Raw genomic sequence first — 15805 nt, forward strand, 5'->3', positions numbered from 1 at the left:
TGTTCCATGATAAACCTCGGCAGAATATTAAGTGTACCCTCTCCGCGTCATATACCTTAACGCGAAAACTCAAGTTTCTAAGGCATGAATCGCAGAGAAAGTAGGAAAGTTTCTCTGGCGATTAACCTGGTATTGTTTTGTTCGTTTCATTTATTTGGTATGATGAAAAAAGCTGCAAATAAGGATGGTGAATGAATTGGAACAAAAAGACAGAGAAAAGGTTATTTTAGTAGGCTGTCAAACAAGAGAAGATGATACTCGTTATCAGTATTCACTAGATGAATTGGCGTCATTAACAACAACTGCAAATGGAGAGGTCTTGCTTGTGGTCACACAAAAGCGTGATCGAGTACATCCATCTACATACATAGGAAAAGGCAAGGTTGAGGAGCTTAAACAGATTGAAGAAGAGTTCGAACCCGATTTGTTTATTTTTAACGATGAATTGTCACCAAGTCAGATTCGAAATCTTTCACGGGAGTTTGAAGCACGAATTATTGATAGGACGCAGCTGATCCTTGATATTTTTGCGATGCGTGCGCAGTCAAGAGAAGGAAAGATGCAAGTCGAGCTGGCGCAACTACAGTATATGCTTCCTAGACTCGTTGGACAGGGGACAGAACTGTCAAGACTTGGCGGCGGTATTGGTACGAGAGGGCCTGGAGAAACGAAGCTTGAAACAGATCGTCGTCATATCCGTCGTAAAATTGATGATATTAAAGGATTGCTGCAGGGCGTGGTTAAGCACCGCGAACGTTATCGTGAGCGGAGAAAACGAAATAAAGCCTTCCAAATTGCGATTGTAGGGTATACCAATGCCGGGAAATCGACATTATTTAACCGGTTAACAGAAGCAGATTCGCTAGAACAAAACCTTTTATTTGCTACACTTGATCCCATGACACGAAAAGCGATTCTCCCAAGCGGGTTTACTGTGTTACTAACAGATACCGTTGGGTTTATTCAAGATCTTCCAACCTCACTAGTCGCAGCATTCCGTTCGACACTTGAGGAAGTCAGTCAAGCCGATTATCTGCTGCATGTTGTGGATTCATCCAATCCTGACTATTTTAATCATGAAAAAACGGTAAATGATTTATTAACGGAAATAGATGCCAGTCAAATACCGCAGATGACCCTCTATAATAAGAAGGATTTAACCCATATCGACTTTTTACGTGCATCTAAAGGAAAAGGGCAGTCCTTAATGGTGAGCAGCTATGATGAAAGAGATATACAGGTAATACTAGCTAAAATAGAAGAAAAAGTGATTGAAGAAATGGAGCCCTATCATATTTACCTCCCAGGAACGGAAGGAAAATTACTTTCACAGTTAAAAAATGAAACGATTTTACGCTCGCTCATTTTTGATGAAGAACATGAACGGTATGAATGCAAAGGATTTTGCTTAGTCGATCACCCACTGACAGGACAACTTGGGAATTATACAAAATAAAGGGGAAAAATTTGATGTATCAATATTTACAGAACGGCGAAATACTTAAAAAATTGGCGGTAGAGGCAGAAACAAAAGCAGCTCCAATTTATAAAAAAATAGAAGAGCGTATGGAGTCGAATCAATTTCGTGTCTTAAAGAGCTTCCAAAATCATCAAGTAAGCGATTTTCATTTTACCCCATCTACTGGATATGGCTATGATGACAATGGACGGGATACGCTTGAAAGTATCTATGCAGAAGTATTAGGCGGTGAGGCAGGGCTAGTGCGTCCGCAAATTATTTCCGGCACACACGCGATCTCCATTGCTTTATTTGGAATTCTTCGTCCAGATGATGATCTTTTGTATATCACGGGGACCCCTTATGACACCCTTGAGGAAATTGTGGGGATTCGCGGTAAAGGAACTGGTTCGTTGAAAGAATTCAAAATCGGCTATGATTCTGTTGCGTTAACCGAAGCAGGAAAAGTCGATTTTGATAAGGTGAAAAAGGCCATTACGCCGAAAACGAAGATGATTGGGATTCAGCGTTCTAAAGGATATGCAACGCGTCCATCGTTCACGATTGCTGAAATTGAGGAAATGATTAAGTTTGTAAAAGAAATTAACCCTGAATTAGTTGTTTTTGTTGATAATTGTTACGGTGAATTTGTTGAAGAACAAGAACCATGCCATGTAGGAGCAGATCTCATGGCAGGATCATTAATTAAAAACCCGGGCGGCGGCATAGTGAAAACGGGTGGATATATTGTCGGCAAACAGCCATTTGTCGAAGCTTGCTCGTACCGATTAACCTCACCAGGAATTGGAGCGGAAGCAGGGGCGTCGTTATATAGCCTTCAAGAAATGTACCAGGGCTTTTTCTTGGCACCGCATGTAGTCGGACAAGCATTAAAAGGAGCTGTTTTCACCTCCGCTTTGTTAGAAATGCTTGGCATGAATACTTACCCGAAATGGGATGCTTACCGAACCGATTTAATTCAATCGGTCCAATTCGATGACCAAGATAAAATGGTAGCCTTCTGCCAAGCGATTCAATATTCATCACCGGTTAATTCGCACGTTACTCCATACCCAGCTTATATGCCTGGTTACGAAGATGATGTCATTATGGCTGCAGGAACATTTATTCAAGGAGCCAGCATTGAACTGACTGCAGATGGCCCAACTCGTGCGCCATTTGTGGCTTATGTACAAGGTGGTTTAACCTATGAGCATGTTAAAATCGCTGTCTTGACAGCGGTAGATTCTTTACTATCGAAAAATTTAATCACAGTAGGTTAATATGATGACGTGCGGATATCCGCACGTCATTTTTTGGATGTTATTAAAAAATTGTAATGAGTATTTAAAATACTTTCTTTTAGAATTTGTGGAAAGAAGGTGGTATTGGTTCCTTTATTTTCAATTAGAGTTAGGGATTTACTTGTTTGAACCTTATGCTACAGGGAATTAATAAGAGAGTAAGAGGCAATGAGAAATTTTGTGTTAGAAAACATAACATTTCGTTGACATATTATCTTACATAGAATAAGATAGAATTATAAGAAAACAATATAGGTAATGAAGGAGGATGCTAGGATGAGCGGCAACAATATTCGGCGTTCGATGCCTCTTTTTTCAATCGGAATTGTGATGCAGCTGACAGAGTTGTCCGCGCGCCAAATTCGTTATTACGAAGAGCATCAATTAATTACTCCTATGAGAACGGAAGGCAACCGCCGGTTATTCTCTTTAAATGACATCGATCGATTACTAGAAGTGAAAGATCTATTAGAACAAGGAATTAACTTGGCTGGTATCAAAAAAATTTTTTCCGTAAAAGAAGAAGTTGAAGTGGAAACAGAAACGATCAAGCAAGCTGAAAAAATAAGACGTGACCTTACAGATGTAGAGTTACGCAAGCTGCTTCGTGCCGAACTTTTACAAGGTGGGAAGAATCGTACATCACTTCGTCAAGGAGACATGTCACGTTTTTTCCATTAAAATATTAATAACTATTAAACAACTATCTAGGGGGAATTTGAAAAATGGCAAAGTATACACGTGAAGATATCACTCGTTTAGCGAAAGAAGAAAACGTAAAGTATATTCGTCTTCAATTTACGGATATTCTTGGAACAATTAAGAACGTTGAAATTCCAGTAAGCCAATTAGAAAAAGCTCTCGATAATAAAATGATGTTTGATGGTTCATCTATCGAAGGATTTGTACGTATCGAAGAATCAGATATGTATTTATATCCTGACTTAAGTACATGGGTAATCTTCCCTTGGACATCTGAAAAAGGGAAAGTAGCTCGCTTAATCTGTGACATCTATAACACAGATGGTACACCTTTTGATGGAGATCCACGTGCAAACCTTAAACGAATTCTACAAGAAGCAAAAGACCTTGGTTTCACTAATTTCAACTTAGGACCTGAACCGGAATTCTTCCTCTTCAAACTAGATGCTAATGGTGAACCAACTCTAGAACTTAACGATAAAGGTGGATACTTTGATTTAGCTCCAACCGATCTTGGTGAAAACTGCCGTCGTGATATCGTACTTGAGCTGGAAGAAATGGGCTTTGAAATTGAAGCGTCACACCATGAAGTAGCTCCTGGACAACACGAAATTGATTTCAAATATGCAGATGCTATCTCTGCTTGTGATAATATCCAAACGTTTAAATTAGTGGTTAAAACAATCGCTCGTAAGCATGGTCTGCATGCGACATTCATGCCAAAACCATTGTTTGGTGTAAACGGATCAGGCATGCACTGTAACGTTTCCCTATTCAAAGGAAATGAAAATGCATTCTACGATAAAGATGGAAAACAAGAACTAAGCAAAACAGCTGAACAATTTATCGCTGGTATCATTAAGCATGCACCAAGCTTTACAGCGATCACAAACCCAACTGTTAACTCATACAAACGTCTAGTACCTGGATACGAAGCACCATGTTATGTGGCTTGGTCATCTAAAAACCGTTCACCGCTAGTTCGTATTCCTGCATCACGCGGCATCTCAACACGCGTTGAAGTACGCAGCGTCGATCCAGCAGCGAATCCGTACCTAGCACTTGCAGTTCTTCTTAAAGCAGGCCTTGACGGCATTAAAAACGAATTAACACCGCCAGCACCAGTTGACCGTAACATCTATGTTATGACTAAAGAAGAACGCGAAGAAGAAGGCATCGTTGACCTTCCAGCAACACTATACGCAGCACTAGAAACTTTAAAAGCTGACCCAATAATGTCTTCCGCACTTGGCGATCACATCCTAGAACACTTCGTCGAAGCGAAAGAAATCGAATGGGATATGTTTAGAACGCAAGTACACCCATGGGAACGCGAACAATATATGAGCATGTATTAATTCTTAGAACCTAGTCATACCAACGGTTTAGTTGAAAATAATTTGGTGGTCAAAAACACTTTAATGTAATGTCGCTACATTTGACCACTTTTTGACCACCAAATTTAGCAAAAAAATTAACTCATGAGATTTTTCATGTATTCATTATAATCATCCACTGATGTGTTTTCTATCTGATCAGAGATATGAACATACACGTCAGATGTGATGGTTATATTTTTATGTCCAAGTCTTTCTTATCCTAGCTCCTGATTCTAATACTAGAACAGCATGGTATGTCTTTAGCCGTAGATAGGTAACTTTTCTAATCCGGATATCTTATTGATTCTATTGAAAGCATTAAATAAGGTACTCTTCGGCAGATAATCGCCATTTTCTCTATAGACCACCTAATCTAACTCATGTTCAAAAATATAAATATATACAGTCCCCAGGGTGTTTAGATAATCCATATGCCTGTACAACTCTTTATCTAATGAATCACTCATTTTAACTTTACGGTTCGATTCATATGTCTTAGCTTATCCGAAAAGAGGTCCCCATCTTTAGCTTGAAAATCCAACAGTAATATATTATCCTTGAAATCAATTTGCACAGTACGCTTGCTATAACCTTGCTTTGCAAGATGATTTAAAAACTTTTTGGTAGCGTAACGGTGTTGAATCCTTGAGAAATATATTCTTGAAATAGGGGATGATGTGTTTTTCTACATTACGTTCATGTAATATATAAGTGTTTTTCCTCACATTATCCTTTTTGTATTCCAACAACCATTTACGTAGATAGAACTGTAACTGAGTATCTGCCCTGTCCAATTCTAATCATTAGAAAGTTTAATTTCCTCAAGTTTAGCTGAATTTTTAGCCTCCTTTTTAGTCTTAAATCCACCTTTAGATTATTCTTTCATTTCACTTTTGCACAAGAAGGTGAAAAATCGATATATTTTAATTTTATTTATCAATAAAAATGGTACTGGAATTGTAGTTTAGTTTAAGTGGTTACTATTATATTACTCATCATCATTGTAACGAAATAATCCTTTATCCCAACAAGCTCAGAATTATAATAAATCAGCCCTTCCTCTCATTGAGTAGAGGTTTTATTTATAATAAAGCAATGTAATGGATAACTACCAATTTTAATCATTTTTTATATTTAATGGATACGTAGATAAACTGTAGGTGATAAATGGTTTTTTTAGAAAACTGCCCAAATTAATGTTTTTATGTGTAATAATATACCTATATAACATATAGGAGGTATTACATATGAAGAAATTTTTAAAATTTGGGTGTTTAGGTTTTATAGGATTAATTGTAGTAATAATTATAATCGCGGTTGCAACAAGTGGTGGAGATGACACATCTACTGATGATACTTCGATTAATAATTCAACAGAGTCAAAAGATAAATCTAAAGAAGATAAAAAAGGTTCTTTAACAAAAGAAAAGTTCGGTAAAATTAAAGAAGGCATGAGTTATGAAGAAGTAGTTAATATAGTTGGATCTAAGGGAACAGTAATTTCTGAAACTGGTGAAGAAGGAACAGACTTACACACAATAATGTATGAATTTGAAACTGATGGTTTTATGTCCAACTCAAACATGATGTTCCAAGGGGGAAAATTGATAAATAAAGCTCAGGTAGGTCTTGGCGGTGGTTCTGATGTTGAGATTACTCTTGATCAATTTAATGAAATCAAAAACGGAATGACTCTTGAAGAAGTTGTATCAATAGTTGGCGGAGAAGGAGAAATAATTTCTGAATCAGGTGAAAAGGGTTCAAGTGCTCATACAGTAATGTATTCATATACTGGTGATAAACTTGCATCAAGTGTTTCTCTAATGTTCCAAGGTAATAAACTACAAAACAAATCACAATTCGGACTTGAATAAACAAATTAATCAGCCCTTACTCAATAAAGAGTAGGGGCTTTGTTATGTATTAGATATACATCTTATTACATGTTGTCAACACCGGTTCGTTTTTCCTCATTTTCATCGGAATAAAAACCTCTGAATACACCAGCCCTATAGAGCCATGTTTAAATACCAAGATATATAGCCATAATAAACCACCCCAAAAGGTAGAGTCCAAATTTAACTTTTGAGGTGCACTTGGAGAGGGATTTACATAATACTTATACGCAGACTGCAGCTAAAACTTTTTGAATATCATAAATACTTTTATCTTTTTTAAATTGTTTCGATATAGCTGGTAATTGGGCTCCAGAGATCCAAATTTTCAATTCAGCATCTAAATCAAAGTGTCCGGCAGTTTCTACACTAAAATGAGAAATACTCTTAAAAGGAATGGAATGGTATTCGACTTTTTTTCCAGTAAGTCCTTGCTTATCCACTAAAAGAAGACGTTTGTCCGTAAAGACAATTAAATCTCTGATCAGCTTAAAAGCAACGTCAATTTCTTCACCATTAGTTAAAATTTGCTCTAAATCTTTTGATGCCTCTTCTTTACTTAATGTACTTGCATTTCCTAGCATGCCATTCAAGAATCCCATCTTCTTTCCTCCTTGATCGTTTGTGTCCATATTTTCAGCGTATTAAAATTCTCTTAGTTTATGATAGGTGAAGTAATCTAATTTTAAAAGCGCATAGTAACATGACTTTTTATTTTTATTCCTCAACTATATAGCTCACATCTAGGTTGTACGTTTGTACCTGTAATATGCGTTTGATTTCATTCAAATTAATATAGAATAGAAAGAATCGGTAAAGTGTGAAAGAATGAAGAAAAATTAACGTATTAGGAGGGATTAAATGGAACTAGTAGATATACTTAAAAATAAAAAAGTTAAAGTAACGGAAATACCAAAATGGGGAGCTTATTTACGTCAGCAGTGGGAAAGTAAGTTTGCTAACCATATTAGTTATGAAGAAAAAAAGTCAATTTATCTTTATGATGATCGTATTGGATGTGGTTATTTATGGCATGTGTTTAGCTGGGAAAAAAGGGATCATTTAAAAGAAGAAAAGGCAGAAAAAGAATTTAATAATGAACTAAAGAATACTTGTTATGTTTTTTATCAACACTCAGATGATGCGTTAATTCTTGAGAATGCATCTAAGTTTACCGCTGATGATCTGTCAAATGAAGAAGACGTTTATGTTGTAGATAAAGAATTGAAATGGACTTATGTTAAAACACATGAAATAGAGTGTGGTCCTTATTTTAGTAGATTGTGACTTAAGGAACAGATATCTTAGTTTACACAGATAGTGATGGGGAAGTACGACTTTTTTATCAAAATCGTACTTTCAAATAAGGAAAAATTACTTCTAAGAATGCAGTAGAGACTTTAGGTAATCTACGTGTTCCCGATCCTTGTCAAGAATTTTATGGACTATACTTAGACTTTCTTCATCCAATTTATCTCTTACTAATTCTTCGGTCATTTTTATACCATATAGATTTTCTCCTTTAATAGCATGTTTGATAATTTCTTCTTCTGTATTTTCCTTTTTAAATACCTTCCCAATTGCTCCTTCCACTTTTCCAACTATGCCTTCACTCGTTACAGGTGTACCGCCTAGATTCTGAATTCTTTCTGAAATAATGGCTGCATGGTTTTTTTGATCTTTCTGGATTGAAATGAACGAGTCTTTTAATGAGGAATGCTGCAGGTGCTTTATAAAGTGTTCGTAGGCGTGAATGCCCATGTATTGGCCCTGTAGAAATTTGTTCAGTGTCTTAATCGTTTGTTGCTGATCCAATTAGATCACCCCTTTAAAGTAATAACATTATTATGCCTTTTAAAGTGAAAATTATTGAATTGAAATTTATTGCTTGGATAGAATCCAATTTTTCTATTAGCACTAAAGTTACTCTTTAACAAATAAAATCATAAGCCACTCATATGAAGACTATGACAACCTACTTTTAACATATCTTTATAAATGAATAAAATGAAGGTATGTGATAACTAATTATTACACAAAAAGAAATTGTATTTTATACAATTAAAGCATCATCAATTAAAAAGTTTTTAATCATAGATCTTATAGCGGGTACAGGTATTTACTATGTGGTCAAAATAATTTATACAAGTGTATTACTAGGAATGGCTGGAAGTTTTATTGGGGCTGAAGGAATTAAAAAGATGTCTAAGATTCCATAGACGAGCATAATAGGGTATCAGAAAAGAAGCATTCTTTAGTATAATGTATCTGTTAAAGTTAGGGCATGTTCTGATCTTTACAAAAGAGAGTATAGTAAAGTTGGTGAAAATATGTCAGATGAAAAATATGAATTAGTAAAAGCGTTTCCCAAAGAATTAAAGGAAGATACATTAAGAGTGTTGGATATGATGAACCGAAAAATCAGATTCTCAAACTGTTTTGAGGTTCATTATAAAGGAAGTACGTTAAATATTCCCGAGCGTATTTACTATGATGAAACATCTTTATCGCAAAATAATTCATTAACAGATAGACAACAAATAATATTAAATTGTTTATTTACAAGGCATAACGTTGGTTATGTTAGAGAAGAAAATTTAAAAAAGATAATTCATCATTGCAGTGAATACAATTGGATAGTTCCTTATTTAATGCGACTGACAGGTGAGTACGTAATTGAAATCTTACAAGTGATAAAAGATAACATAGGTAATCTTGATAAAGGTATAATCCAAGAATTCATTGGAGAAAATGCTGGATTTTATAATACAATTGAAAGTCAAATAGTAAGTTATTGGGATTGTTACTATCGCAGTAAATATCCAGTTAAAACAGATTATGTGGGTTTTGTACTAATTGAGTATTTTAGATCGTAAATATACTTCTCTCTTTTAGTCTTTCTTTCTAATTTCACAAAACGTATTAATATTAATTAAACTGATGTATAATTATTGAGCATTATATAACAGTTTAGAGGTGAATTTCCGTGGAGTGGCTAGTCCAGTATAAAGGCTGGATACTTGTTGGACTATGTTTAGTTGTTGTTTCAGGTATCATGAAAATGTTATTTAAAAATAAGGGTGAATCTAATTCTGAAGCAGTATCTGGGGACTCAAGGAGTCATGTGAGGGGTAGTAGTAAAAGTAGTAGTACCCATCATCATGATGAATGATTTTTACATAAAACGATAAATTTCTACTTATATGCCAGGAAGAATCAGTTAAATTAGAAATCCTTCAGAGACCAAAAAAGTAACGAGTAAATAAATCAAACACAAGCTATTCTTGAATAAATACCTAATACCCCTTACTCAAAATGAGTAAGGGGTATTTAGAATGTCAAAAAGGTAAATTAGCTAAACGTATGTATGGGTAATCAGTTTATACTTTACTTAACTGCTTTTAAGTACGGTTTAATAGGTAGTGTAGCAAAGTCGTAGTTTTCAACGTCATTCCAGTCTTCAAAATAAGCATGCAGGCTGTCCGTAATCATAAGGTTAATGATCTCGCCGGTTGGGCTGAATAACAGAACAGGTTTACCTAAAATATAAGAGGCACCCAGTTCCCATGCAGTACCTGTATCATCATAGTTATCGCCTATAATTCCAAAAGTAATATCTGCCCATTTGATGTGTTCTAAATCATTCTTGAATACGAATGTACGCCATTCAAACGAACCGAATTCAACCTCAGGCAACTGATTTTCTCTCGGTGAAAATACAGTATGTCCTAAGTCACGTAACACCTGTTCCGCTTTGGAAACATGTTTCAATTGTTCTTCGTTAAAAAATGGTGAAGCTAGGTAAATTTTCGCCATGTTGTCTTTCCTCCATTATGCAAGTTTATTTTTATGATCAAACCAAATTAGTTCGGTCAAACATATAATAACCCTCGGATCCTCCTCTTGTATATAAAGATATAGATAAAACGCAAGATTAGTATGTAAGGTTTCACATTATCGCCCTGATAATTATCAATATGGTATAATTAGTTAATTAATATGTTGATATAGATTAAGGAGAACTATGAAAAAGAACCTAATAATAATCTTTTCTTTCCTAGTGTTAGCAATGGTCTTTCTTAACTTTACAGTTGAAAAGCCCCCTAACTTGTCACCAGAAGGAACGGTAAAAAGTTTTCAAAAAGCCTATGATGAAAAGGATATCCAACTCTTTAAACAATTATTTGCGGAAAGTTATTTGAAGGAAAATTTCCCTAATGGAGATAAGGATATTAATAATTTATTAACAATCGGAGACCTCGAATTTACAAATATACACATGATTAAAAAAGAAGATAGAAAAGCCATAGTTGGATTTACAACTACTTTTAATAATGGAGAGCATAGCAATGAAAATAAATGGGAGGTAACCATTCAATTACAAAATTCCAAATGGCTTATCTACGAGATGAATATTAACTAAACCTACCAGTTAATTAGCTTACTTGAGTTTTGCAGGGGAAACGAAGTCCAGTTTATCTCTAGATAAGAGAAACTCTGCTTGGTAAATTCAAGAGGGGAAGGAGGGTTCCTGACCGTTTACTTTTTTCGAAAAGGTCTAAAAAAGGCTAAATACAATGAATCATAAAACATAGTAATCCTCCGAATCCAGTAGTTATATGTGAAAGTTGTTCAGAGTATAAAAGTTTACTAATTACTAAAAGAATACAATACTATTCATGATTAGGTTAGAATGCATTTACTCACCCCTATCCTTCATAAAAGGAAATTTGTTTATATAGAATTCCTTTTTTTGTAATATTTTTAATTAAGTGATTGTAGGTAAAATTAGAAAGGTTGGAAAATAACATTTGAAAGGAAAAGGTTTATTTAGTTTCAAAACGTATTAGAGTTTTAAAAATATGTTTTGGAATCTTATGAATAGTGTGTTCTTTGCATGATGATAGCTGCTTTGGTACACTATGCTGAAGTGCTTTTTATTTTGGTTGTTAGGAAATAGTATGGAAACCCCTAAACTAAAAGGATGATCTTTACATAAAATAGGTCTTTAAAAATTTGTTCGTGAACTTGAACAAGGGAGCACGTAAGCATGTTAACATCTTGTGGAGTGATCTTGGTTAATTAGGTGAAAATCATTTGTTCCCCACACAGCAAGAATTCGAGCGGCTTGTACTTTATGATCTTTTAGGAGGAAACAATGAATAATTATAAATTGACCATTCAATATGATGGTGGACGCTATCAGGGCTGGCAACGGCTCGGTAATAGTGATAATACGATTCAAGGAAAAATTGAAAGCGTATTAACAGAAATGGCAGGGGAATCAATTGAAATTTTTGGTTGCAGCAGAACTGATTCAGGTGTGCATGCACTTGCCCAAATCGCTAATTTTAAGATGGATGGAAATGCAACTGAATCTGAAGTCATGAATTACTTAAATAGATATTTACCCCAAGACATTAGCATTGTAGACGTTGAATTGGTTCCTGAACGTTTTCATGCCCGTTATAATGCGAAGGATAAAACTTATTTGTATAAGATTTGGAATGAGCAATATACTAATCCTTTCATGCGGAAATACAGTATGCATGTTGAGGAACCTTTGAATATCCCTAGTATGAACGAAGCCTGTCAATATTTTATAGGTACACATGATTTTACATCTTATTCAAATGCAAAGTCTAAGAAAAAATCTATGGTACGCGAGATCTATACTATTGAGATCGAAGAAATTGGGGGCTTCCTTGAAATTAGAGTGCGGGGGAATGGTTTTCTTTATAATATGGTGAGAAAAATTGTTGGTACATTAATCGAAGTTGGTTTAGGTGAAATCGATGCTGCAAAGATCCCAAGTATCTTAGAATCAAAAGAAAGAGTCCAAACGGGCCGTATGGCGGATCCAGCAGGGTTATATTTAGAAAATGTTGATTTTTAATTTTCTTTGTTCATAAAAAAACGCTGAAACATTGTTTGTACAATGTTTCAGCGTTTTTTACTGTATTTAATTTACTCTTTTTAATTGGAGATTGTATCTTAATGTTTCTTCATCTGAATATAGTCTGTATCCTAGTTTTTCATTGTAGTTAAGATAGATGTTATCTGGAAGATGTTTTTTAGATTCGCTTGATATTAAGACAGGGATCCCATCTATTATGAATTTTTCATCATCTTCGTTCTGATTGTCAATTTTTAGTTCGTGTTCCACGTAAATCGAACAGCTTGCAAGAAAAATAGCTTCTATTCGGATGCCCTCGTTCTCTTTATAATCCACTTTATTAAGTTGATCGACTGCTTCTTTTTTGATTATAATGTTCATTTAATCACACTCCTATTAAATTTATCTCGAGCTTTATCTATTCCTATACCCAATTTTTTATAAGCTCATGTATTCGGTGATTTTTAAGAATAAGGAGGGAGAATGTCTACACAACGCAAGCTTTTCTTATGAATGGGGAAAACGTGAAAGGAGTTATCCCTTCACGTGTTTGATTATTTGTAAACTGAATAGGGGACTGTAACAGTTGGGTTTCCATCTGCATAGGATGCTACCTCGTACTCTTGGAAAACCAAGGTTATACCATTACGATTATAATAAAACTGGGAATCTTTATTTATTTTTACATCACTTGATTTGGTAACAAAGTACTTAAATGGTTCTCTATTTTTCATATACGTATAAGCATATTTTTGTACGGAATTCATTTTTGATTTTGACGTAAGGACATTACTGATTTTTATCTGTTTTCCGTTATTAATATTAAAGTTAAAGGATTCAGCATATCCTATCCCATGTGCCCCGCCTGTATATGCATAATTTTTGGATAAAATACTTAGTTTTGATCCGTCGTTATAGTTCACTTTATAAGCCGTGAAATATTCGTAATCACACATCAATTTTTGGCATGCTCCACTTTTTTTATCCTCTTTAGCATCTGCTTTTATTTTCAAATAAGTGTTGTACGATGCTTTTGCATCATTGAATAATGTTTGATTAATTTTATCCTCAACCTTTTTATTTTTCATTCCTGAAACTTGTGCATAGGCAAGGTCCTTGATGGCTTTATAATGATGTTTCGTTACTTTAACACCTGTATAAAATGTCAAATATTTTGTTGATACATAGGCTTTTTTACTTTTATAACGAATTTCTGACCATCCAGTTGACGTTTTAGAATAAACGTTAACATTACTTCCACTCTTTAAAGCACCAATTGACTTAAAGTTTGTTCCGGCTCCGCTTCTTACATTGAGAGGAGTATTAGTACTGGTAGTTACAAATGCTGTTTTTAACGCAGCTGCTTCTACTGTTGGGCTTCCATAAAAACTGCATATTAACAATGTAAAAAGCAAAGAAAATGAAAAAGCTATTTTTATTATTCTAAATGATTTCATTAAGTAACCTCCAAAAAATGTATTTATATTTTACATTATATAGGAGTTAATTCTCTTGATAAAGTATAATCCTTTACGAAAATTTATTGGTGCAAAACAACAGTATAGTTCAGGCCTTTTGATTTTCCTTGCTCACTCTAACTTCCTCCTTTTGAGATAAGCTGGTAAGAAACATTTGTATTTATCAGGCAATTGTCATAGAACCCATTGAGACGGGGGACAAGGAGTTAGTGTTTTTCTGATATATGCATAGTGAACAGTGCACTAAAAAAGTATTAAGGTTTATTTCAGTAAAATAAGGTATATTATATGGATGAATAGATTCTTTTTGAGAAAGAAAAGTAGGTGAACAAAGTGGGAAAATATCATTTGGATACCAAAGGTCAGGCAGCTGTGACAAAGTTTCATGAAAAACAGACGCCTGCCAAATTTGATAAAAAGAAGCAACTTGAAAAAATCCGTGCGGAGTATTTGAAAAAGAAGCAAAAACAAACAGATATATAATATGAATGAAAACATAGGAAGACTATAATTTTCCTATGTTCAGTTTGTAGACAAAAGGGGTTCGGAATGGTTTCATTCCGAACCTCTTTTGGTACTTTGAACATATTTCATGGATGTTTTCTAGCTTATCGAGGCAGAGCATGGCTTTTAATAGGATTGCTATTATTTTATGGTTATTTATTGACACAGTATCCGCTTTTTAAATCACTTGTGTCCTGCTGAATTTGTTCTAGGATAGCCCTTTCAATCGCAAGGTTTTATCCAGATTAACTTTAGAAAGACGGTTGATGGGAGTGTTGGCGTGAAGACTCCTGCGGGAACAGCGGGACAGGTGAGACCCCGCAGAAAGCGAAGCGCCTGTAATGGAAATCAACATCTCGATTTTAAATCTCATCCGTGTTTGTCTACAGTCTGAGCATAGGAAGACTATAATTTTCCTATGTTTTTCTTATATTAACGTAGTAAACAACGTTATTATGGAACCATAAGCAGATGGGGAATTTTATTACTAATAAGTTAATCAAAATAAGTTCCCTTTTTACAATTCCTTTTTGGAAAAATGATGGGTAAAAATCTTTAGAAGGTTGAAATACAATATTAGAAACGCATGCAGACTGTCTTAGAGACCGCTTTGCATGTGTTTTCTGCTTATTTTACATAGGTAGACTTTCGCCTTTTTGAACCAAGCAAGTATATGAATTCTTATTTCAGAAAAGATAAGTTGTTTGACTAGGACAAGTTCTTAGCTGCTTACATATACTACTTTGTAAGGAAATAAAAGAAAAGGTGGAATTACTTATGGGGAGAAATAGAAATAGTAATAATTATAGAGGTAATGGTTGTAACGGACAAAATGAAGAGGTTATCGTAAATCCTTCACAAACAGTAGTTAATACAACTACTAATCAACGAGTGGTTAGAAATATACATCCTACTGAAATTGTGAATGTAAACAGAACAATTATTAGAAATGAAAATTACTTTCCAGTAACTGAACGCACTGTGGAAGAAACAATAGTAGAAAATTATGATTGCGGAACTAACGTAAATAATAATTCAAACTGTAGACCGTTTTGGAATAGATAGATTAATGATAAAGGCACTTATCCATAATTGGGATAAGTGCTTTTTTGTTTTAAAAAAGACTTAACATTCTGAATTAATTTGGTAGGATATTCATAAAGAAGGAAATAGAGAAGAGGGCAAAAT

17 protein-coding genes and 1 pseudogene are annotated in these 15805 nt (G+C 34.5%); 11 read left to right on the forward strand and 7 right to left on the reverse strand.

Annotated features, from left to right (window positions below; all coding sequences use genetic code 11):
• Nucleotides 1-196 precede the first annotated feature (196 nt).
• The 4 genes from hflX (at nt 197) to glnA (ending at nt 4823) form a co-directional block, all read left to right on the forward strand.
• Entirely contained in the window at nt 197-1456 is a 1260-nt protein-coding gene (hflX, locus tag MHI18_RS19480; RefSeq protein WP_340849844.1) for a GTPase HflX, read from the forward strand.
• A 14-nt stretch (nt 1457-1470) separates the two neighbouring features.
• Entirely contained in the window at nt 1471-2742 is a 1272-nt protein-coding gene (locus MHI18_RS19485; protein WP_340849846.1) for a methionine gamma-lyase family protein, read from the forward strand.
• Nucleotides 2743-3039: 297 nt separating this feature from the next.
• On the forward strand, nt 3040-3444 hold the full coding sequence (locus MHI18_RS19490) for a MerR family transcriptional regulator (RefSeq protein WP_040373165.1): 405 nt from the start codon (nt 3040-3042) through the stop codon (nt 3442-3444).
• Between the two features lie 44 nt (nt 3445-3488).
• Nucleotides 3489-4823: a type I glutamate--ammonia ligase gene (gene glnA / locus MHI18_RS19495; RefSeq protein ID WP_340849851.1), complete on the forward strand. Its 1335-nt coding sequence runs from the start codon at nt 3489-3491 to the stop codon at nt 4821-4823.
• A 605-nt stretch (nt 4824-5428) separates the two neighbouring features.
• Here glnA and MHI18_RS19500 read toward each other — a convergent pair.
• Nucleotides 5429-5569 (reverse strand): hypothetical protein, encoded by a 141-nt coding sequence (locus MHI18_RS19500; protein WP_340850339.1) that lies wholly within the window; start codon nt 5567-5569, stop codon nt 5429-5431.
• A 71-nt stretch (nt 5570-5640) separates the two neighbouring features.
• A pseudogene (locus MHI18_RS19505) lies at nt 5641-5685 on the reverse strand (hypothetical protein); the annotation flags it as partial.
• 406 nt (nt 5686-6091) lie between these two features.
• Between MHI18_RS19505 and MHI18_RS19510 the strand changes: the two are divergent.
• Entirely contained in the window at nt 6092-6718 is a 627-nt protein-coding gene (locus MHI18_RS19510) for a DUF3862 domain-containing protein (protein ID WP_340849852.1), read from the forward strand.
• Between the two features lie 245 nt (nt 6719-6963).
• Here MHI18_RS19510 and MHI18_RS19515 read toward each other — a convergent pair whose 3' ends face one another.
• A complete protein-coding gene (locus tag MHI18_RS19515) occupies nt 6964-7341 on the reverse strand; it encodes a PH domain-containing protein (protein WP_340849854.1) in 378 nt (125 codons plus the stop codon).
• Nucleotides 7342-7600: 259 nt separating this feature from the next.
• Between MHI18_RS19515 and MHI18_RS19520 the strand changes: the two genes are divergently transcribed.
• The gene (locus MHI18_RS19520; protein WP_340849856.1) at nt 7601-8026 is read left to right on the forward strand and encodes a DUF4275 family protein; all 426 of its coding nucleotides are present in this window, start codon (nt 7601-7603) and stop codon (nt 8024-8026) included.
• A gap of 93 nt (nt 8027-8119) precedes the next feature.
• Here MHI18_RS19520 and MHI18_RS19525 read toward each other — a convergent pair whose 3' ends face one another.
• Nucleotides 8120-8554, reverse strand: coding sequence for a ferritin-like domain-containing protein (locus tag MHI18_RS19525; RefSeq protein WP_340849859.1), 435 nt, complete (start codon nt 8552-8554; stop codon nt 8120-8122).
• Nucleotides 8555-9069: 515 nt separating this feature from the next.
• Between MHI18_RS19525 and MHI18_RS19530 the strand changes: the two genes are divergently transcribed.
• Nucleotides 9070-9615, forward strand: coding sequence for a hypothetical protein (locus MHI18_RS19530; protein WP_340849861.1), 546 nt, complete (start codon nt 9070-9072; stop codon nt 9613-9615).
• A 511-nt stretch (nt 9616-10126) separates the two neighbouring features.
• On the opposite strand, the gene MHI18_RS19535 is transcribed toward MHI18_RS19530, so the two are convergent.
• A complete protein-coding gene (locus MHI18_RS19535; protein ID WP_340849862.1) occupies nt 10127-10555 on the reverse strand; it encodes a nucleoside 2-deoxyribosyltransferase in 429 nt (142 codons plus the stop codon).
• Between the two features lie 244 nt (nt 10556-10799).
• Between MHI18_RS19535 and MHI18_RS19540 the strand changes: the two genes are divergently transcribed.
• Together MHI18_RS19540 and truA are read left to right on the forward strand one after the other, a co-directional pair.
• Nucleotides 10800-11162 carry a hypothetical protein gene (locus tag MHI18_RS19540; RefSeq protein ID WP_340849865.1) on the forward strand — a complete coding sequence of 121 codons (363 nt, stop codon included), beginning with the start codon at nt 10800-10802 and terminating at the stop codon, nt 11160-11162.
• A gap of 735 nt (nt 11163-11897) precedes the next feature.
• Nucleotides 11898-12635, forward strand: a complete 738-nt coding sequence (truA, locus tag MHI18_RS19545; protein ID WP_340849868.1) for a tRNA pseudouridine(38-40) synthase TruA — start codon at nt 11898-11900, stop codon at nt 12633-12635.
• A 66-nt stretch (nt 12636-12701) separates the two neighbouring features.
• Here truA and MHI18_RS19550 read toward each other — a convergent pair whose 3' ends face one another.
• Both MHI18_RS19550 and MHI18_RS19555 read right to left on the reverse strand, forming a co-directional pair.
• Entirely contained in the window at nt 12702-13016 is a 315-nt protein-coding gene (locus MHI18_RS19550; protein ID WP_340849871.1) for an iron-sulfur cluster biosynthesis family protein, read from the reverse strand.
• 173 nt (nt 13017-13189) lie between these two features.
• Entirely contained in the window at nt 13190-14092 is a 903-nt protein-coding gene (locus MHI18_RS19555; RefSeq protein WP_340849872.1) for a PdaC/SigV domain-containing protein, read from the reverse strand.
• Nucleotides 14093-14461: 369 nt separating this feature from the next.
• On the opposite strand from MHI18_RS19555, the gene MHI18_RS19560 reads away from it, so the two are divergent.
• Entirely contained in the window at nt 14462-14596 is a 135-nt protein-coding gene (locus tag MHI18_RS19560; protein ID WP_340850351.1) for a hypothetical protein, read from the forward strand.
• A 798-nt stretch (nt 14597-15394) separates the two neighbouring features.
• Entirely contained in the window at nt 15395-15682 is a 288-nt protein-coding gene (locus tag MHI18_RS19565; protein ID WP_340849875.1) for a CotD family spore coat protein, read from the forward strand.
• Nucleotides 15683-15805 lie beyond the last annotated feature (123 nt).

The organism is Peribacillus sp. FSL H8-0477, assembly GCF_038002765.1.
Lineage (GTDB): Bacteria > Bacillota > Bacilli > Bacillales > DSM-1321 > Peribacillus.

Coding starts and splice junctions, on each gene's coding strand:
- MHI18_RS19515 (WP_340849854.1), bottom strand. CDS start 7,341: ATGGGATTCTTGAATGGCATGCTAGGAAATGCAAGTACATTAAGTAAA.
- glnA (WP_340849851.1), top strand. CDS start 3,489: ATGGCAAAGTATACACGTGAAGATATCACTCGTTTAGCGAAAGAAGAA.
- MHI18_RS19530 (WP_340849861.1), top strand. CDS start 9,070: ATGTCAGATGAAAAATATGAATTAGTAAAAGCGTTTCCCAAAGAATTA.
- MHI18_RS19565 (WP_340849875.1), top strand. CDS start 15,395: ATGGGGAGAAATAGAAATAGTAATAATTATAGAGGTAATGGTTGTAAC.
- MHI18_RS19490 (WP_040373165.1), top strand. CDS start 3,040: ATGAGCGGCAACAATATTCGGCGTTCGATGCCTCTTTTTTCAATCGGA.
- MHI18_RS19520 (WP_340849856.1), top strand. CDS start 7,601: ATGGAACTAGTAGATATACTTAAAAATAAAAAAGTTAAAGTAACGGAA.
- MHI18_RS19535 (WP_340849862.1), bottom strand. CDS start 10,555: ATGGCGAAAATTTACCTAGCTTCACCATTTTTTAACGAAGAACAATTG.
- MHI18_RS19510 (WP_340849852.1), top strand. CDS start 6,092: ATGAAGAAATTTTTAAAATTTGGGTGTTTAGGTTTTATAGGATTAATT.
- MHI18_RS19485 (WP_340849846.1), top strand. CDS start 1,471: ATGTATCAATATTTACAGAACGGCGAAATACTTAAAAAATTGGCGGTA.
- MHI18_RS19550 (WP_340849871.1), bottom strand. CDS start 13,016: ATGAACATTATAATCAAAAAAGAAGCAGTCGATCAACTTAATAAAGTG.
- MHI18_RS19555 (WP_340849872.1), bottom strand. CDS start 14,092: ATGAAATCATTTAGAATAATAAAAATAGCTTTTTCATTTTCTTTGCTT.
- truA (WP_340849868.1), top strand. CDS start 11,898: ATGAATAATTATAAATTGACCATTCAATATGATGGTGGACGCTATCAG.